Below are 18,426 nucleotides of genomic sequence, written 5' to 3'. Positions count from 1 at the left end.
ATTTTCCTACACAAGAAAGGATAGCATAAGTATAGGGGTCAGATCCATGGATCTGACCCCTACTTGTCTCCTTTACTTCACTTATATCATCACATTTAAACTATAATTACAATTTGCTCAATAGACTGAGCAAATTGTAGATTTTAAATTACACTAATATGCAGGCTTATGAAGAAATATATAAGACAATCTCTTTGTAATGAATTGCTTAGGTCAATTAGTGGAAGACAAAACCTTATTCAAGCAATTGTAGGACCTAGGCAGGTTGGGAAAACTACACTTGCATTACAGTTATTTAAAAGATGGAAAGGTCCCAAATTGTATGAATCTGCTGATGAACTTAGCACACCAAACTCTGAATGGATAAGTACACAATGGAATAAAATTCGAGCCAAAGGCAAGAACAAAAAATCTAAACCACTAATTATTTTAGATGAGGTTCAGAAAATCCCTAACTGGAGTGAAGCAGTAAAAAAGCTTTTTGATGAAGATCGTAGAAAAGGATTTAATGTTTGTGTAATTCTTCTTGGTTCTGCTGCACTGCTCATGCAAAGAGGTTTAACAGAAAGCTTAGCTGGACGATTTGAGCTCCATAGGCACTATCAATGGGATTTTAATGAGTGTAATAAATTTTTCAAGGTTTCTCTAAAAGAATATTTATACTTCGGCGGGTATCCAGGTGCATTACCAATGAGAAAAGAAGAAGAAAGATGGGCGCGGTATATTCGTGACTCATTAATTGAAACTGTTCTGTCAAAGGACATCTTATTACTTTCTCCAATTACAAAACCAGTTTTGCTTAGGCAGGCTTTTGGACTTGCGGTAAGTTATCCTGCACAAATACTTAGTTATCAAAAGATGCTTGGCACACTACAGGATGCTGGCAATACTACTACTATTGCTTCATATCTTCAATTACTATCCAAAGCATTTTTACTTGCATTGCTTGAAAGATGGAGTGGGAGCAAAATAAGACAAAAAGGTTCAACACCAAAACTAGTCGTCCTAGACAATGGAATCATTTCTAGCATGTCAGGGCAGAATTTCAAACCTACCTTCAACAATAAATCTAGCTGGGGAAGATTACTAGAGAATGCGATTGGGGCTCAGTTGTATTTTCTAGCAACAAACTTAGGTGGTGAACTTTTTTATTGGAAAGAAAGGGATTATGAGGTTGATTACATTCTTAAAATTGGTAACAAGATATGGGCAATAGAAGTAAAATCTCGAAGCATTGAGCAGTCTCAGGCAGGTCTTAGCATTTTTAAAAAAAGATATGGTAATGCCAGCTTAATTACAATTTCAAGTTCAAAGACACAAAAGTTAGAACCAGTATACAACATAAACATAGATGACTTTTTTAGAAATCCTAAATCAATTTTTAACAGTTAAACGGGCCCTGCGGGATTTGAACTCGCGACGCCATGGTTCGTAGCCATGTCCTCTATCCAGACTGAGGTAAGGGCCCATATCAGAGAATCAGAAAATCAGAGGTCAGAAATCAGAATATCAGAGAATCAGAGACTAAAGAACTAGAAAAGAACATGATTTATTATAGCTTTTCTTATTAAGGTAAAATGTGAAGTCACATGAGTGATTTTTTTCAAAAAATCAAAACCCCTATCTATAAGTTTTTACCTTGGTTTTTAATTTTAATTGGAACTATCCTAAGACTAGCTCAATATTACGACAATAGATCCTTATGGATGGACGAGGTAAGAATTGCTCTGAATGTAATTGAGAGATCATATCTAGAACTTTTACAACCGCTAAGTTATAACCAATATGCTCCTTTGGGTTTCCTTTTAACTGAAAAGTTTTTTGTCAGTGCTCTGGGAAACAATGAATACATTCTTAGATTGTTTCCTTTTATTTGTGGAATATGTTCTTTGTTTTTGTTTTATAAATTAGTAACTATTACACTGACCCGGAATAGTGGTTTAATATCTCTTGCTTTATTTTCAATACTACCTTCGCTTGTTTATTACTCAACTGAAGCCAAGCAATACTCTAGCGATATTTTATTTGCTTTAATGTTGTTTCTTCTTGCTATTAAGTTTGATGAAAGTGGTTTTAATTTTAAAAATATAGTTATTTTTTGGATTGTAGGCTCACTTGCTATTTGGTTTTCTCATCCGGCTGTTTTTGTACTAACTGGAGTTGGATTGACGTTATTCATTTCATATTTAACTAAAAAAGAAAATGGAAAAATTACAAGACTTTTAATTGCTTATATTCCATGGATAGTTTGTTTCATAATTTTATATTTTGTTTCACTAAGAACTATGGTTTCTGCTAATGACTTAAGAGATTTTTGGAGAAATTACTTTTTACCATCACTAGCAGAGTCGGGGAAAATAGCCTTAGCCTTTTTTGATTTCTTAAATCTTTCATATGTTACAGTTATTTTTCTCTTGATTGGTTGTTATTTCTTATTTAAAGAAAAAAGAAAAATATTTTTTATACTAGCTTCTCCTTTTTTTATTATGCTGTTTGCTTCCAGTCTTCATTTATATCCACTTTGGCAAAGACTTCTTTTATTCATTGTTCCTTCATTACTTATTTTTATAGGAGAAGGAGTTCAAAAAATTATAAGTAAAACCTGGTATTACACACCACTTATTGGAATTATTGTTTTAGTTTTATTGTTTACTGGTCCTGTTTACTTTGTAAATCAGAATTTAACTAATCCACGAACCTTTGATGAAATAAAGCCTGCTTTAAGTTATGTGAGGCAATATTTAAAAGATGGTGACATTATTTATGTGAATTCAATACTAAGACATGCATACTCATACTATGCAAATAGATACAACTTAATAACAAAATCACCAGCAAAACTTAACTTTACAACACCAATTGAGGAACGTACTTTCAACAACTTAAAATATACAGTGATCCTTGGGGTAAGTGCAAGATACAATAATGAAAAAGAGGATCTTGAAAAATTTCAAGGCAACAAGAGAGTTTGGATTATTCTTCCTAATTCAAACAGGGCAGAAGATCCAAAATTCATACTTGAATATTTAGATCAAACAGGTATTAGAATAGCTTCTTTTATAAGACCAGGAATAGAAGTTTATTTATATGATCTAAGTTAATTAGTTACTTTTACTACTGAGATATTATTTGCTTGCTTGTCTTGATTCACAACGTGCATTTTGTACCTTTGAAAATACTTATCAATATTTAAAAAAGTTACTACAGAGAACTTAACTCCTAACCACAATCTAACTAACCAATTTAAAGACTCATAAGTTTTTGATTCCCAAACAATGTTCTTAAAGATGTTTAGCCAAAAAGTAATAAAGGGATATTTAATTGTAAAATCTGAATAATTACAATTAACTGCAACTTTTTTTACAGTTTCACTTAAACCTCCAAGCCTTCTATGAATGAAGACATTTTCCAGTGTTTTAATTTTCCCGACAAATGCAAAGTTTGCATTAACTAAATAATCATTCCCCATTACATTTTGTAATAGCACAGATGTCCAGTATTTTGTTTTTATTACTCCAAAATTTGGAGGATTTCCCGAGCCTAGAACCTGATCATAAAAAGATATTATTCTTTTACACCTATCTTCTTGAAGAACATTAACTTTAACTCCATCATAAGCAAAGTCATTCCCCCAGTAAAACTTTGTCCTTCCAGATACTAATACAAAATTAGAATTTTTCTTTAATTCCTGCAAGCATTGAGCAATGTAATTTGAATCAATCCAGTCATCATCACAAAGCCACATAAAATATTCACCACTTGCCTTACTTACAGTAAAGTTAAAATTCAAAGTTACACCTTTATGTTCCTTATGGCAAAAATATTTAATTCGTGAGTCCTTTTTCATGTAATTTCTAGCTATATTTTCTGTCTGCAAATCTGTAGAACAATCATTAGAAACAATTATTTCTAAGTTTTTATAAGACTGGTTAATCACAGATCTTAAAGCTAGTAAAAGAGTATTTGGTCTGTTGTAAGTCGTAATACCAACAGAAACTAATGATTGAGAAAGGTCTTGTTTATTGATTACTTCTAAAAACATTTTATTTCTAAGGATATAATTATATGCCGTGAAAGATTATGATCATTATAAATTACTAATTAGTGTAATAATTCCTTTCTTTAATCAAAGACTCGACCTTTGTAAGATAGCTATTGAAAGTATTTTATTACAAAGTTACTGTAACTGGGAAGTAATCATTGTCAATGATGGGAGCAGTGTTGAAATAACTAACAAGCTTGAAAAATATGTTTCTACTTTAAATGAAAAACGGATCTCAATAATTCATCTTAAGAAAAACTTTGGTGTATCAATTGCAAAAAATAAAGGGATAGAAAAGGCACAAGGAGAAATAATTACATTTCTTGATGCAGATGATTTTATTCTTCCCTGGCATTTACAAGAAATCATGGAAGAGCTGAAACTAAATCCAGGGTGCAAGATCATAGCTGGCAAATATTTATATTTCGCAAGTTTTTATTTTATAAAAAAAATAACTAGGTCTGCTTATCCAAGATCAACAAGCAACGATAAATTCCAGTTGATTCCACCTCAGTTATCTTTTAAAAAAGAAGTCTTTAACTTATTAAAGTTTGATGAAAAAACCAGTGCTCTGGAAGATCTTGATTTAAGATTACAAATAATGAACAACCAAGAGTTATTAAACAGAACAATTGTTACAGATATTTCAAGCTACATTTATCGAATTTACCCAGCAACTACAAGAATTACTCATAAACCATTGTTAATGTTAAATGCAATTAAATACATAAAAGAAAAATATATTAAAGATAAAGCAAAACCTACATATAAAGTAATTAAGTACGATTTATGTGAACAAGGACGCTGCAGATATAATGATGAGATTTTGGCACTTCTGATTAAAGGTGATTTTTTCTTCTTCATAAAGAAGTCCCTCCCATATATTTTTTCTATAGATGAAGTAAAAAGAAGAAGCAACGCATTAGTTTACACACTTTTGTTTGATAAATTTCTTACTAAGTACTTTGGTATTGATTTAAGATACTTAATGATGATATTTATCCCAAGAAGAAATTTATACAAGGAAATAAGAAATAAATTTTTGTCTTGTATATCTACTGATAAGTCTTTTCGTAAATTCTTCCATGACAAGGAAAAAGAAATGGTAGTATCTTTCTAGCAATCTCATCTTTAGAATTTATATTTGAAATATCAAAAGCCTCTTCTGACGGGATGTCTATCCACTCTATTACTCTTCCGTTTGCAGCAGAAATTATAGCTTCTGTAAGCATGGTTGTCTTGCTATTTTGTTTCACTGACCATGCAATTATATAATCCCTTTTTAAAAGATCTTCAAGAAAGTTTAACATTAAGATTTTCTTGTTTTCTTTTTTAGCACATATCTTCATTACATGCTTAGGCACATAGGCAGAATGTTTGTTAACTGCTAGATTTATTTCATGTTTTACTGCTAAAAGTGTTTTAAAAGGTGTTTTAAAAAAATTAATCACTAGAAAGTAAGCAGTAGCAAAAAGCATAAAAAAATAAAACGTATAAAGATTACTCCCCTTAAGAGAATTAAGAGCTAATACTCCAAAAATACCAAGTTTTTTACCTAATAGCTGCTTTAGTTTTTTTTCATTAGAAGACAATTCACAAAAATTCACTATTTTTTTTCTATAGTATCTTATTTTTTTATAACAATACTTCTTTAGTGATTCAGTATAAGCAGTTTTGAAACTACTAGAAATAATTCTTGCAACATGTCTTCTAATCTTGAGTAAATAGATAAAGTTTTCTTTTAAAGGATTAAGATATGAAAATTTTATAAATTTATGCTTATACCTATCATTTAACAAGTTACTTGTAGTTAAAACTGGTAATTTACAGAAATCATAACAGTAAGCTACATCCATTTGAAAAATTAGAAATGGATCATAATTATAAAAAACAAAATTTATTGTGTCAGAGGCATCTTTTGTATCATTTATATGAGCAGAAAGAAGTAAATCCCAGCCTAATTCACTAGTCACATAAATTAAAACATCCTTAAGTTTCTCAATCTCTGAAAGTGATATTGCAATATCTACATCTCTTTCAAAGTAAGGGAATCGTTCATAATTACCAAGTATTGCATATGGAATCCCTGCATCTTCTAATTTTTTAAATAACTCTGTTACTGTTTTATCAGCCAAACGAAATGTTTCTTGCTTATTAAGAGCTAGTGTTTCAGTTTGCATTGATCAAATTTTTCTCATAATAAAGAAGAGCCTCATCTATACCACCATCATAAGCAATTGTACCTTTATCTAGAACAATACCTCTCTTACAAGCTTTCTTTAGAACTTCCTTTGAATGAGAAGTAATTATGATAGTAGAATTATTTTTTAAAAGTTTTTGAATTCTTAAAAGTGTTTTTTCAAGAAAAGCTGCATCACAATATAAATAAGATTCATCTACAAAAAATATTTCTGGATTTAAGAAACTTATTGTTGAAAATGCAAGTTTCATTTTCATACCACTTGAATAATCTCTTAATTCTTCATACGCATAATCTTTTAACCCGGAAAAAGAAATAATATCTTGAATTTTTCCCCTGATTAATTTTTTACTTGCCCCTAAAAGTGAGGCATAAAAATAAATATTTTCATATGCATTTAATCTCTCATTGAAGCAGCCTCCAACACCAAAAAGTGGAAAAACTTTTCTTCTTACTTTTAGCCTGCCACTTAAAGGATAAAATATCCCGGCTATTGTTTTTAAAAGAACTGTTTTCCCTGAACCACTTTTACCAATAAGCCCAATACATTCACCTTCTAAAGCTGAAAAGCCAATATCATCTAAGACTTTTCTTTCTTGTGATTTGAAGAGAGCAATCAATGGAAATTTTTCTTTAGTTAGCTTAATTGGCAAGCTAAGAGATATGTTCTCTAGAGAAATTACACTATTATTCATATATATTTTACGAGTACATTCTCCAACTTTTTTAAGATAAAAACAGATGCTAATAAAAAAATTAAACAAATTAGAAGAACATAAACAAATTGATAATTAAGAAAATTTAAAACCCCAAATGATATGTTTCTTACAGAAGAAATTATCCAGATACTTGGTATATATTCTAAAAAAAGCCTGATCTTTTCCGGTACAACACTTATATCATAAAGTATTGGATGTAAAAAGAATCCTAGCCTTGTTATAAGCGAAATAAGAAACTTAACTTCACTAGCAAAACACAGCATAACTGAAAAAAAGATTCCAAGTGAAAAGACAAAAATTGCAAACAGAATAAACAAAAATATAAAACATGAAAGCTTTAAAAAAACTATCTCTGTACTCATAAAAATCAATGTAAAAACAACTAAATTAGCAAGGGTAGAAAATGCAGGAACAGAAATAGAAGCTAATAACAAAAGTATAATTGGAAACTTTGCTCTTAATAAAAGATTTTTATTATAAACATAAACAATACTGTTTGCAGTTGTACTTAATCCTGCTGAAAAAAACTGCCAGAAAATAAGCATTGCAAGAGTTGTAAAATATTTATAATTTAAACCAGGGAAATTAACTGCAAAATTATTTGCAATGAATATTAATACAGAAGCACCTATGTAAGGAGTAAAAACCAAAAGACAAAAATCAAGATATGGATGATTACCTCTAGCCTTAAAATCTCTTTTGACTAACTCAATATATAATTCAAAATTTTGTTTAAAAGTTCTTCCTACCTGAAGAGAGATATCCACATTCCTAGTAGTAATAACCATATTTAATTAGGTTATCACTTTTAATAATTGAACAAGAAAAATTAAAAGGCCCTTAATTTCTGAAAATTGTTTGCCCAGACTTTAATCCAGGTGGGTGTTCTTGTTTAATAGCATCCGTTTCCGATTGTTATACACACACCGATATACTTAGCTACTAAAAATACTGAACTCCCTTAACTTTGTTTTTGTAGGACAAAAATTATAGACAGAAATTTAAGAGCCATTTTTATACTAACCTAACAAAGACATAAAAGCAATTTAAGCAGTTACCTGGCTACTTTATTAAAGATAGGTTAAAAAATCTAATACATGGGGATGATATTTAACGCTTGAAACAGCTTAAAGTGTGATAAGCACTACATTTAATTACAATATCTGGGTATATGATAGGTAACAAGTCAAAAAAGAATCATTCTTTACCTATATGAAAAAACATTTAAGCAAACTAACATCTATTGGCCTTACAGCAAGTTTGGCGGCCATATTTCCATTTCAAGCTGGTTTTTGTTGTCAGGGTAAAGGTGCTACTTGTGATAATGAAGGACAAGTATGTTGCCCCTTTGATGAACCAGAATCTAATGGAGGCACCGGCAAGACTTTAAAGTGTGAGGGCATAGAAGAATATGGTGTAGGTGAATGCAAAATAGATGAAAAAGGTAGTGAAGACAAGGGTTAAAAACTACTTTAAATCTCTATTGATGCACCCTGGCTAATTAACCATTGTTGAAAAGCTTCTAAATTTTTTACAGTCAAATGACCTGAAGGAAGATTACCTAAGAATCCTTTTCCTCTTAGTCTTTCAAATGTTTTACTTACAATTCGATTTGGTACTTCTGCAGCATGTGCTAACTTATAAATATTTAATTCAGGAACTATAACTCCTTGTGGTGTTACTTTTCCTTCGGAATAAACTTTTAAATAAAGAGCAAGAGCTACTCTGGTTTCATCACTAAGCTCAGCAACTTCCTCTTGAGGAATGTATTGTTCAACTACTTTTCTTGGCTCATTCATAACCTTTTTCTTTAATTATATTAACCTAGCAGATATTACAACCCTTTAAATATTTATTTAAATTTAATTTATTAAAGCTTTATAATTAGTCATAAAGGGTAATACTTCTAAAGATAATTATGCCTACCTTCAATGATTATGGAATAGTTTTAAGCAGCTACAACCTGGCTGAAGCAGACAAAATATTAAATATATACACAAAGCATAATGGCTTAGTAAGAGCAATTGCTAAAGGTAAAAGAAAATTAAATAACAAATTAGGAGGCAAAATTGATCAATTGTCCTGTTGCTTTTTTCAGTTTGCAAAAGGAAAAAGCCTAGACATAATTTGTGAGTGTGAACAAATAAATAGTTTTCTTTTACTTAGATCTGATCTTACACGTTTAACATATGGGGTTTTATCTTTAGAAGTAGTTAGTAACTTTGCACACGAACAAGAATCTGAAAGTATTCAGACTTATGATTTGCTTTATGACTACCTAGATAAATTACAAAAGATAAGTGATGTTGATCTTTTTTCAATTAATTTTATAGTTCAGTTCTTATCAATTCATGGCTACAGACCACAGTTTAAGACATGTGTTTCTTGTAGTAAAGAGGTTACAAGGTTACAAGGTTACAAGGTTACAAGGTTTCCATATTCAAGTGCACTTGGAGGGTTACTCTGTGATGAATGTGCAAATTTCATTGAGCACAAATTAGTAAGAGCTAACGCTTTGGGAATTTTGCTATCAGCTATCAGCTATCAGCTATCAGCTGACAGCTATCAGCTCTCAGCCTTTAGTAAGGAAGATATTCATGCGGCTTTAGATCTTCTCCGAGAGCATTTAGATGCTAGAGCAAAAAATAAAATTAAAAGTTTTGATTTAGCACTCTCATTACAGTAATATCTCGGTTAAAAGAAATAAGAGATACCTAGATTGTAAACACTAATTTATAATTAAAAGATGTTAAAGATACTTGGAAACAATTGACTTATGCTTTATTCTATATAAGTTATCTTTTAAAGAGAAGAGCACTAAACAATGCCACGTCAAATACCATTATCAGAATTTAGAAACATGGGGATTGCTGCTCATATTGATGCAGGAAAAACTACAGCTACTGAAAGAGTACTTTTTTACTCCGGGCTTGTACATAAGATGGGTGAAGTCCATGAAGGAACAACTGTTACTGACTTTATGGAACAAGAAAGAGAACGCGGGATAACTATTACTGCTGCAGCCATTTCAACTAAATGGAAAAATAAATATATAAACTTAATTGATACACCAGGGCACGTTGATTTCACAGTGGAAGTTGAAAGATCAATGAGAGTACTAGATGGTGTTGTAATTGTCTTATGTGGTGTTGGCGGGGTTCAACCACAGACAAAAACAGTATGGAGACAAGCAGATAGATATAAAGTCCCAAGAATTATTTTTGTAAACAAATTAGACAGAGTTGGTTCTGATTTTTATAAAGTCTTACATCAAATTAAAGACAATCTCAGAGTTAATGCACATGCTATCCATTTACCTATAGGTATTGAAGATAATTTTAGAGGACTAATTGACCTAATTGAAATGAAAGCACATATTTATGCTGAAGATGATCCAAAAGGTGAAAGAATTCAAATAGTTGACATTCCTAGTGATATGCTTGAAAAAGCAAAACAGTATAGAGAGAAACTTGTTGAAGCTATTGTAGAAACTAACGATGACTTAATGCATAAATATTTTGAAGGGAAAGAAGTTACAGTACCCGAATTAAAGAAAGCACTCCATGAAGCAACCTGCAAATTAAAAATTGTACCTGTTACTTGTGGATCAGCCTTTAAAAATAAAGGTGTACAACTTTTACTTGATGCAGTTGTAGATTATTTACCAGCACCAGATGAAGTTGAATCAATAAAAGGCTGGCTTAGAAATGGTGAACACACTGAAAGAAAAGCAGATGACAATGAACCGTTTAGTGCACTTGCATTTAAGATAATGACTGATCCATTCGTAGGCCGTTTAACATTTTTAAGAATTTATAGTGGACACTTAAAGTCTGGAAGCTACGTTTACAATGCTACAAAAGATAGAAAAGAAAGAATAAGTCGTCTTGTAAAACTTCAGGCAGATGAAAGAACTGAGGTAGATGAAGTTTATGCAGGTGATATATGTGCTGTAGTAGGTTTAAAAGATACAAGTACAGGTGATACATTGTGTGATGAAAATAAACCAATTATTCTTGAATCAATGCACTTCCCTGATCCTGTTATATCTGTTGCAATAGAACCAAAAACAAAAGCAGATCAAGAAAAGATTGGTATCTCACTTCAAAAACTTGCTGAAGAAGATCCTACTTTTAAAGTTAGAGTTGATCATGAAACAGGACAAACAATTATTTCAGGTATGGGAGAACTTCATCTTGAAATTCTTGTAGATAGATTACTTAGAGAATTTAAAGTAGAAGCAAATGTTGGGAAACCACAAGTTGCTTACAGGGAAACAGTAAAAGGCAGAGTAACTCAAGAAGGAAAATACATTAGACAATCAGGTGGTCGTGGTCAGTATGGGCATTGTGTAATTGATCTTGAACCTCTTCCACCAGCTTCAGGTTTTGAATTTGCAAATAAAATTGTTGGTGGTATTATTCCAAAAGAATATATTCCTGCAATTGAAAAAGGCATAAAAGAAGCAATGGTTGGTGGTGTTTTAGCTGGATACCCAATTATTGATTTAAAAGTAACTCTTCATGATGGTAGTTTCCATGAAGTAGACTCTTCAGATATGGCATTTCAAATTGCAGGATCCATGGCATTAAAAGAAGGTTTCATGAAAGCAAGACCAATCTTGCTTGAACCAATTATGGATTTGGAAGTTGAAGTCCCAGAAAGTTTTATGGGTGATGTAATTGGAAATATTTCAAGCAGACGCGGCAGAATTGAAGGAATGAATACAGAAATGGGTGTATCAAAAGTACATGCAAAAGTTCCGCTTGCAGAAATGTTTGGTTATGCAACTGACATAAGAAACATGACTAAAGGTCAAGGTACATTTACCATGGAGTTTGCTTGTTATGAAGAAGTACCTAATAATGTAGCTGAACCTATAATAAGTGGTAAGAAGAAATAAGTTTTGGTTTTATCTTATTTAAAATTGTAGTTAAAATGCTTACTGGTGTTTCTTTAGCCATGATACCTTCATAACTTAACGTGATCCTGTGTCTTAGTACATCATAAACCAACTTTTCAATGTCTTCTTCTTTTACATAATCTCTTTCATGAATTAATGCATATGCTTTTAAAGCCTGGGTAAGATTTAATGATGCTCTTGGACTTGCACCGTAACTTATATATTGAGAAAGGCCTTCTAATTTATAATCAAAGGGTGCTCTTGTAGCTGAAATTAAATCAGCAATGAAATTTACAATACTTGGATCTACATAAACTTTTTCTACTAATTGCTCATATTCTAAGAGTTCACTCTTATTAATTATTTTTTTTATCTCTGGCAACTTTTCATTGCAAAATCTATTTACAATTGCAATTTCTTCTTTTGCACTTGGATATGTAATTAAAAGTTTAAACATAAATCTATCTATTTGTGCTTCTGGCAGTTGATATGTTCCTTCTTGTTCAATTGGATTTTGTGTAGCTAAAACAATAAATGGTTCTTCAATTTTATGGGATTTTTTAGCAATGGTTACTTGTTTTTCTTGCATTGCTTCAAGAAGTGCACTTTGAACCTTTGCTGGCGCTCTGTTTATCTCATCTGCTAAAACAAGATTTGCAAAAATTGGACCTAAAACAGTTTCAAAATCATTTGTCTTTTGATTGTAAATTTGTGTACCAATTAAATCAGATGGTAAAAGATCAGGAGTAAATTGAACTCTTTGAAAGTGTAAGTCTAATACACTTGCAAAAGTTTTTAAAATCAAAGTTTTTGCAAGGCCTGGTGGACCTTCAAGAAGAACATGCCCTTTAGACAAAAGTCCCACTAACACTCGTTCTAAGATATGATCCTGTCCTACAATGATTTTCTTTACTTCATATAGAGCAGATTCTATTTTTTTTGCAGCTTCAATATATTCTTTTCTTACATCTGACATAGCTAGTATGGTTAAATATTATACTCTCAGTCAAAAAATTCTTTTTTCTTATGTTCTCTTTCTTCTTGAATCTTAGCTAATTGTTCAAAGATTTTTCTTTCTTCTGCTGAAAGTTTAGTGGGTGTCTCAATCATAATTTGCACAAGCTCGTCTCCACGCCTAGCTGGATTGTTTAGTTTTGGAACACCAAGACCTGGCATTTTTAAAATAGTGCCTGTTTGAATACCACTTGGAATATTTAGTGCTTTTTCTCCCTCAGTAGTAGGAACCTTGATATTCCCTCCAAGTGCTGCCTGAGTAAAAGAAATCTTTTGTTCAATAAAAATATTTTGTTCTTCCCTAACAAATATCTCATGTTCTTTTACATTAACAACTACATAAAGATCACCAGGCGGACCTCCCTTTTTCCCTGCATTACCTTTCCCGCCCCATCGTAATCTTGCACCATGATCTACACCACATGGTACTTTAACATCAATAGATTTTTTTACTTGTTTTAAAGCCTTGCCATGGCACTCTGTACATATCTGCTCAACAATTTTTCCTGTTCCAAAACAGCTTGGACATGTTGTAATTTGTGTAACATGACCAAAAAATGATTCAGAAATTTTCCTTACTTCTCCAAGTCCATTACAACTTCTACAGGTAGTTAACTTAGACCCTGGTCTTGCACCAGTACCTTTGCATACTCCACATTCCTCAAAGGGGTAAATAGTTATTTTTTTGGTACAACCATGAATTGCTTCTAAAAAATCTATTTCTAGTTCAAATCTAAGATCAGCACCTCTTTCAGGCCCAGTAGGTCTGTGAGCTCTTGCTGCACCTCCAAAAAATTGTGAAAATATATCACTTAAATCACCAAAATCAAAAATATCTAAATCACCAAAAGTGCTCTTTAGACCATCTAAGCCATATCTATCATAAATTGCTCTTTTTTCAGGATCACTTAAAATTTCATATGCATGGTTAATTTCTTTAAACAAATCTTCATTGCCAGTCTCTTTATTGTCCGGATGGTATTTTCTTGCTTGCTGTCTAAAGGCCTTTTTAACTTCATCTTCAGAAGCATCTCTGCTTACACCTAATATTGCATATAAATCTTTTGTTTGAGCCATAATTTAACAACAACTTTCAATTTCTTCTAATATTTTCTTTGTAGCTTCAAGAGGGTCCTTTGCTTGTGTAATAGGCCTTCCAACTACAATATAATTTGTACCACTTGTAATTGCTTCTTTTGGAGTAGCTATTCTCATTTGATCATCTGCAGTTGACCATAAAGGCCTTACTCCTGGTGTAACAATTAAAAAATCTTCACTTGTAGCTTTTCTAATAACACTTGCTTCTCTTGGAGAACACACAATGCCATCTAAACCTGTTTGCATAGCTAGTTTTGCTCTGCTTAAAACATACTCTTCTATTTGAGTTTTAATTTGCAGATCATCCTGAAGGATTTCATTAGTTATGCTAGTTAAAACTGTTACTCCAAGAAGTTTAGGAGCTTGAATATTGTTTTCTTTTGCAGTCTTCTGTAAAATTTCTTTTGCTTCAAGCAACATTTTAATCCCACCTGATAAATGTACATTTATCATATCTACTTTGTGACAAACCAAATTCGCAATGGCTTTACTGACTGTATTTGGTATGTCTAAGAATTTCCCGTCAAAGAAAATTTTACAATTTCTCTTTTTTATTTCTTGAATTATTTTAGGTCCACAAGCTGTAAAAAGTTCTAAGCCAACCTTAAAAAATCCAACACAGTCTTTAAGCTCCTGAACTACTTTTAAAGCTTCATCCTTGCTTGACGTATCAAGTGCAACTATTAAATAATCTTTTGCTTTACAATTCATTGGTTAAAATTGTATCTAATCATTAACTACACAAGCCCGGTAAAAAAATAAAACCATATTGAAATATGTAAGCAAAAGATTCCAGCAGCTATCCCTGCTAAGACATCTGAAAAATAGTGATGGTTTAAGTAAATTCTAGACATCACAACAAGAATTGAAATCACAAACGCTATTAAATACCAAGGCAAAAATGGTAACAAGGTTTGTAAAAGAATTGCACTAAAAAAATAAATTGGAATACTTGCCATAACATGCCCACTTGGAAAGCAATAGCTAAGCCTTCTCCTTGTACTAGCTGGAATATTTTCAGGTCTTATTCTTCTGAAAATTAACTTCATGGCACGGTTTAAACCCCACGAAAAAATAAGTGTAAATAAAATCGACATTACAAGACTAAACTTATGTTTTACTAAGAAAAAAATAAGTGAAAGTACAACTGAAAACAAAATATGAAATATTGCATTTCCAAAAATAGCATTGTCTTCAGCATGTGTTTTAAAAAAATTGTTACTTGACTCTTTTGCCCATTCAGAAATTTCTCTATCAGCTTTTTGCCAAAACCTATTTTTAAAATTTAGTGAAATTAATACAAAGACAATTATAGAAATTAAAAAAGTTGCTTGATCAGTAAATAACCTTGCAACAAGATGATTTAAAGATGAGATTGGATGGAGTATAAAATACATCATTTTCTATAGCCCATACTCCTTCCACCTTCTAGATACCAACTCTTTAGTAGCTTTGTCCATCAGCATTTCACAAGGCCACTGTCTTTCATATCCTTCTGAGGCCAATTTCCTTGTTGCATCAAGCCCCATCTTACCAGACATAGCAATTTTATTTGGTGCATGATCTAAAATGTCTGCTGGTCCTTCTGTAAAAAGTGAATCGCGTTTTGGATCTGTATTTGCAAAAACATGAAATGCAACTTCAGATATATTATGAACATCTATATCATGATCAACAACTATAACATATTTTGTAAACATCATTTGTCCTAAACCCCAGATTGCATTTATAACTTTTTTTGCATGAGCTGGATATTTTTTCTTTATACTTACTATTGCACAATTATGAAAAACTCCTTCAAGTGGAAAATTTAAATCCACAACTTCTGGCAAAAAAACTTTAATGAGCGGCAAAAATATTTGTTCAGTTGCTTTTCCCATATAACAATCTTCCATTGGTGGCTTGCCAACAATAGTTGTAGTATAAATTGGATCTTTTCTGTGAGTCATTGCAGTAATGTGAAACTTCGGGAATAAAGCTGGCTGGCTATAAAAACCAGTATGATCTCCAAATGGCCCCTCTACGGTAAGCTCATCTAAATCAACATAACCCTCAAGTATAATTTCACTTGCCCCCGGTACTTCAAGATCTACTGTTTTACATTTAACAAGCTCAACTGGTGCACTTCTTAAAAAACCAGCAAATAAAAACTCATCAACTCCATGTGGAAGTGGAGCACTTGCTGCATACATAATAGCTGGATCACAGCCAATTGCAACAGCAACTTCCATCTTGCGAGGTTTCAAGGTTTTTTCTTGAAGCTTTATAGCTGTCTCGCCGTCTCGTTCTACTTCTTGTCCTAATCTATCTGTCATCCTTGCTCTCAATTCCAAAACAGAAGCAAGGTCTTTGGTCTCTGGTCTATAGTCTATAGTCTCAATATAGTTCTGACCTCCATCATGATGCTTATGCCAATGCATACAAGTAGTACAATTGTCCAATTTTTGCAGGCGATACATTCCTGCATTACGTATACCTGTTATAGGATCTTTTGTTACAACAACTGTCATAGTAATAAAAGGAGCCACGTCCTGAGGCCATGCAGTAATGATGGGTAACTTATCTAGCATGGGTTCTTTTGGAGAAGTTATCACTATCTCTTGGCAAGGGCCATTACTTACAATACGTGGAGGGAAAGAAGCTATCTCAACAAGTTTTGGTAGCATCCCTAACTTACCTAAAAAGCTATCAGGGATCTTTTTATCTAGGAACTTTTCAATCCTCTCTGCAATCTCTTTAAATGAATTAACACCTAATGCTAAGTACATTCTTTTATAAGAACCTAAGGCATTAATAAGAACTGGAATCTGACACCCTAAAACATTTTCAAATAGTAAGGCTTTATTTTTGTCCTGGTTTGCTTTTGAAACTCTGTTAGTTATTTCAGAAATCTCAAGATAGGGATTTACTGGTGCAGTTACTCTTATAAGTTCACTACATTCTTCAAGTTTTCTTATAAATGTTCTTAGATCTTTGTACATCAAAAACCTTTACCAAACTATTATAAAATGAGGGTATAAAGAATAACGGAATAAATGGTACAATGCCTCTTTGTGTTTTATTTTAAGGGAAAATGAACGAGAAATTAGTCATAACTGGTGAAAAAAAATTATCTGGGGAAGTCATAATCTCTGGAGCAAAAAATGCTGTTTTAAAACAAATGGCAGCTTCATTAATTTTTCCAGGCTCTGTTTGTATAACTAATGTACCAAGACTAACTGATGTGTTTAGTATGGTTGAAGTACTAGAGTTCTTAGGAGCAAAAATAAAATTTAAAGGTAACTCATTAGAAATTGATAGTTCTGATATTTCAGGATCATTTGCACCACATGAATTAGTAAACAAACTTAGAGCTTCATTTAATGTAGTAGGTCCATTACTTGCTAGATTTAAAGAAGCAAGAGTTGCACTTCCTGGAGGATGTCAAATTGGAACTAGAAGATTAGATCTTCATGAAAAAGGTTTAAAAGCATTAGGTGCTGAAGTAAAACTAGATCAAGGTTATATGCTTGCAAAAGCAGGTAAGTTAACTGGTGCAAGAATTTATTTAGATTTACCAAGTAATGGCGCTACTGAAAATATAATGTTAGCTAGCATTTTTGCTGAAGGTGAAACAATAATTGAAAATGCTGCTTGTGATCCTGAGATTGTTGATCTTGCTTGTTTCTTAAATTCAATGGGAGCAAATATCCATGGGGCTGGTACTCATCAGATGACAATTGCAGGAATTAAGCAAAAAGATTTACATTCAACAGAATATGTACCTCTTAGCGACAGATTAGAAGCAGGGACTTATCTAATTGCAGCTATTGCTACTGGAGGAGAAGTTATTATAAGAAATATAGATCCAGAGCATATACAAGCTACAACAAGTAAACTTCAAGAAGCAGGAGTAACAATTGAAGTACTTGACAATAGAGTAGTAAAAGGCAAAGCATCTTATGGTAGACTGCATCCTGTAAGCATAAGCACAGGATGGTATCCTGGATTTCCTACTGACATGCAAGCATTAATTACAGTGCCACTTACAGTTGCAGTTGGTACAAGCACAATTAAAGAAACAATTTATGAAGAACGTTTTTCACATGTAAATGAATTAGTAAGAATGGGAGCAGATATAAAAGTAAGTAACAATGTTGCAGTAATAAATGGTGTAGAAAAATTAAGTGGTACAAAAATAACTGCTCAAGATATTCGTGGTGGGGCTGGATTAGTTGTTGCAGGATTAATTGCTAGTGGAAAAACAGAAATTACTGGCTTATCACATATTGATCGTGGCTACGAATCCATGGATCAAAAACTTTGTTCATTAGGAGCAAAAATTACAAGAACAAAAAATATTTCTGGTGAAACAATTGAAGAAAATATACCAGTGGAACAAAAAACAAAAAGTTAAATAAATTCAGTATTTACGGCAAGTTAAGCAAATTAATTAAATAATTCTAAAGGA

17 protein-coding genes and 1 tRNA gene are annotated in these 18,426 nt (G+C 32.0%); 7 read left to right on the top strand and 11 right to left on the bottom strand.

What is annotated here, in order from left to right; all coding sequences use genetic code 11:
- Positions 1–168: 168 nt before the first annotated feature.
- Positions 169–1,392 (top strand): ATP-binding protein, encoded by a 1,224-nt coding sequence (locus HYY52_03170; protein MBI2995693.1) that lies wholly within the window; start codon positions 169–171, stop codon positions 1,390–1,392.
- 1 nt (position 1,393) lies between these two features.
- Here the strand turns inward: HYY52_03170 and HYY52_03165 are convergent.
- Positions 1,394–1,468, bottom strand: a tRNA-Arg gene (locus HYY52_03165).
- 121 nt (positions 1,469–1,589) lie between these two features.
- On the opposite strand from HYY52_03165, the gene HYY52_03160 reads away from it, so the two are divergent.
- Positions 1,590–3,101, top strand: a complete 1,512-nt coding sequence (locus tag HYY52_03160) for a glycosyltransferase family 39 protein (GenBank protein ID MBI2995692.1) — start codon at positions 1,590–1,592, stop codon at positions 3,099–3,101.
- Here HYY52_03160 and HYY52_03155 read toward each other — a convergent pair.
- Entirely contained in the window at positions 3,098–4,042 is a 945-nt protein-coding gene (locus HYY52_03155) for a glycosyltransferase family 2 protein (GenBank protein MBI2995691.1), read from the bottom strand. The genes HYY52_03160 and HYY52_03155 overlap by 4 nt on opposite strands.
- Before the next feature lie 28 nt (positions 4,043–4,070).
- On the opposite strand from HYY52_03155, the gene HYY52_03150 reads away from it, so the two are divergent.
- A complete protein-coding gene (locus tag HYY52_03150) occupies positions 4,071–5,162 on the top strand; it encodes a glycosyltransferase family 2 protein (GenBank protein ID MBI2995690.1) in 1,092 nt (363 codons plus the stop codon).
- On the opposite strand, the gene HYY52_03145 is transcribed toward HYY52_03150, so the two are convergent.
- Genes HYY52_03145 through HYY52_03135 form a run of 3 tightly spaced genes read right to left on the bottom strand, consistent with a single transcriptional unit; the run spans position 5,098 to position 7,749 of the window.
- A complete protein-coding gene (locus HYY52_03145) occupies positions 5,098–6,222 on the bottom strand; it encodes a hypothetical protein (GenBank protein ID MBI2995689.1) in 1,125 nt (374 codons plus the stop codon). The genes HYY52_03150 and HYY52_03145 overlap by 65 nt on opposite strands.
- Positions 6,212–6,937 carry an ABC transporter ATP-binding protein gene (locus tag HYY52_03140; protein MBI2995688.1) on the bottom strand — a complete coding sequence of 242 codons (726 nt, stop codon included), beginning with the start codon at positions 6,935–6,937 and terminating at the stop codon, positions 6,212–6,214. Before HYY52_03140 ends, HYY52_03145 begins: the two co-directional genes overlap by 11 nt.
- Positions 6,934–7,749 (bottom strand): hypothetical protein, encoded by an 816-nt coding sequence (locus HYY52_03135; GenBank protein MBI2995687.1) that lies wholly within the window; start codon positions 7,747–7,749, stop codon positions 6,934–6,936. Before HYY52_03135 ends, HYY52_03140 begins: the two co-directional genes overlap by 4 nt.
- 424 nt (positions 7,750–8,173) lie before the next feature.
- Between HYY52_03135 and HYY52_03130 the strand changes: the two genes are divergently transcribed.
- The gene (locus HYY52_03130) at positions 8,174–8,425 is read left to right on the top strand and encodes a hypothetical protein (protein ID MBI2995686.1); all 252 of its coding nucleotides are present in this window, start codon (positions 8,174–8,176) and stop codon (positions 8,423–8,425) included.
- Between the two features lie 8 nt (positions 8,426–8,433).
- On the opposite strand, the gene HYY52_03125 is transcribed toward HYY52_03130, so the two are convergent.
- Complete coding sequence (locus tag HYY52_03125; GenBank protein ID MBI2995685.1) at positions 8,434–8,760, bottom strand: hypothetical protein; 327 nt, start codon at positions 8,758–8,760, stop codon at positions 8,434–8,436.
- A gap of 119 nt (positions 8,761–8,879) precedes the next feature.
- On the opposite strand from HYY52_03125, the gene recO reads away from it, so the two are divergent.
- Together recO and fusA are read left to right on the top strand one after the other, a co-directional pair.
- On the top strand, positions 8,880–9,647 hold the full coding sequence (gene recO / locus HYY52_03120; protein MBI2995684.1) for a DNA repair protein RecO: 768 nt from the start codon (positions 8,880–8,882) through the stop codon (positions 9,645–9,647).
- A 138-nt stretch (positions 9,648–9,785) separates the two neighbouring features.
- Positions 9,786–11,864 (top strand): elongation factor G, encoded by a 2,079-nt coding sequence (gene fusA / locus HYY52_03115; GenBank protein MBI2995683.1) that lies wholly within the window; start codon positions 9,786–9,788, stop codon positions 11,862–11,864.
- Here fusA and HYY52_03110 read toward each other — a convergent pair.
- The 5 genes from HYY52_03110 to HYY52_03090 are packed head-to-tail and all read right to left on the bottom strand — an operon-like array spanning position 11,839 to position 16,957.
- Positions 11,839–12,840, bottom strand: coding sequence for an AAA family ATPase (locus tag HYY52_03110; GenBank protein ID MBI2995682.1), 1,002 nt, complete (start codon positions 12,838–12,840; stop codon positions 11,839–11,841). The two genes, fusA and HYY52_03110, sit on opposite strands and share 26 nt — an antisense overlap.
- A gap of 26 nt (positions 12,841–12,866) precedes the next feature.
- On the bottom strand, positions 12,867–13,955 hold the full coding sequence (gene dnaJ, locus HYY52_03105) for a molecular chaperone DnaJ (protein MBI2995681.1): 1,089 nt from the start codon (positions 13,953–13,955) through the stop codon (positions 12,867–12,869).
- Between the two features lie 3 nt (positions 13,956–13,958).
- Positions 13,959–14,687: an orotidine-5'-phosphate decarboxylase gene (gene pyrF / locus HYY52_03100; protein MBI2995680.1), complete on the bottom strand. Its 729-nt coding sequence runs from the start codon at positions 14,685–14,687 to the stop codon at positions 13,959–13,961.
- Between the two features lie 26 nt (positions 14,688–14,713).
- A complete protein-coding gene (locus HYY52_03095; protein ID MBI2995679.1) occupies positions 14,714–15,376 on the bottom strand; it encodes a phosphatase PAP2 family protein in 663 nt (220 codons plus the stop codon).
- A gap of 3 nt (positions 15,377–15,379) precedes the next feature.
- Positions 15,380–16,957 carry a UbiD family decarboxylase gene (locus HYY52_03090; protein ID MBI2995678.1) on the bottom strand — a complete coding sequence of 526 codons (1,578 nt, stop codon included), beginning with the start codon at positions 16,955–16,957 and terminating at the stop codon, positions 15,380–15,382.
- A gap of 92 nt (positions 16,958–17,049) precedes the next feature.
- Between HYY52_03090 and murA the strand changes: the two genes are divergently transcribed.
- Positions 17,050–18,372 (top strand): UDP-N-acetylglucosamine 1-carboxyvinyltransferase, encoded by a 1,323-nt coding sequence (gene murA / locus HYY52_03085; GenBank protein MBI2995677.1) that lies wholly within the window; start codon positions 17,050–17,052, stop codon positions 18,370–18,372.
- Positions 18,373–18,426: the final 54 nt, after the last annotated feature.

Source organism: Candidatus Melainabacteria bacterium (assembly GCA_016193285.1).
In the GTDB taxonomy this organism is placed as follows: domain Bacteria; phylum Cyanobacteriota; class Vampirovibrionia; order 2-02-FULL-35-15; family 2-02-FULL-35-15; genus JACPSL01.
Note: the sequence above shows the minus strand (reverse complement) of the source record. Positions and strands in the feature narration are given on the sequence as shown.

Bases quoted from the DNA above. Each gene is read 5' to 3' on its own strand.
- pyrF (MBI2995680.1), bottom strand. From the start codon at position 14,687: ATGAATTGTAAAGCAAAAGATTATTTAATAGTTGCACTTGATACGTCA.
- HYY52_03135 (MBI2995687.1), bottom strand. From the start codon at position 7,749: ATGGTTATTACTACTAGGAATGTGGATATCTCTCTTCAGGTAGGAAGA.
- dnaJ (MBI2995681.1), bottom strand. From the start codon at position 13,955: ATGGCTCAAACAAAAGATTTATATGCAATATTAGGTGTAAGCAGAGAT.
- HYY52_03160 (MBI2995692.1), top strand. From the start codon at position 1,590: ATGAGTGATTTTTTTCAAAAAATCAAAACCCCTATCTATAAGTTTTTA.
- HYY52_03110 (MBI2995682.1), bottom strand. From the start codon at position 12,840: ATGTCAGATGTAAGAAAAGAATATATTGAAGCTGCAAAAAAAATAGAA.
- HYY52_03130 (MBI2995686.1), top strand. From the start codon at position 8,174: ATGAAAAAACATTTAAGCAAACTAACATCTATTGGCCTTACAGCAAGT.
- HYY52_03155 (MBI2995691.1), bottom strand. From the start codon at position 4,042: ATGTTTTTAGAAGTAATCAATAAACAAGACCTTTCTCAATCATTAGTT.
- HYY52_03145 (MBI2995689.1), bottom strand. From the start codon at position 6,222: ATGCAAACTGAAACACTAGCTCTTAATAAGCAAGAAACATTTCGTTTG.
- recO (MBI2995684.1), top strand. From the start codon at position 8,880: ATGCCTACCTTCAATGATTATGGAATAGTTTTAAGCAGCTACAACCTG.
- murA (MBI2995677.1), top strand. From the start codon at position 17,050: ATGAACGAGAAATTAGTCATAACTGGTGAAAAAAAATTATCTGGGGAA.
- HYY52_03140 (MBI2995688.1), bottom strand. From the start codon at position 6,937: ATGAATAATAGTGTAATTTCTCTAGAGAACATATCTCTTAGCTTGCCA.
- HYY52_03170 (MBI2995693.1), top strand. From the start codon at position 169: ATGAAGAAATATATAAGACAATCTCTTTGTAATGAATTGCTTAGGTCA.
- HYY52_03090 (MBI2995678.1), bottom strand. From the start codon at position 16,957: ATGTACAAAGATCTAAGAACATTTATAAGAAAACTTGAAGAATGTAGT.
- HYY52_03125 (MBI2995685.1), bottom strand. From the start codon at position 8,760: ATGAATGAGCCAAGAAAAGTAGTTGAACAATACATTCCTCAAGAGGAA.
- fusA (MBI2995683.1), top strand. From the start codon at position 9,786: ATGCCACGTCAAATACCATTATCAGAATTTAGAAACATGGGGATTGCT.
- HYY52_03095 (MBI2995679.1), bottom strand. From the start codon at position 15,376: ATGATGTATTTTATACTCCATCCAATCTCATCTTTAAATCATCTTGTT.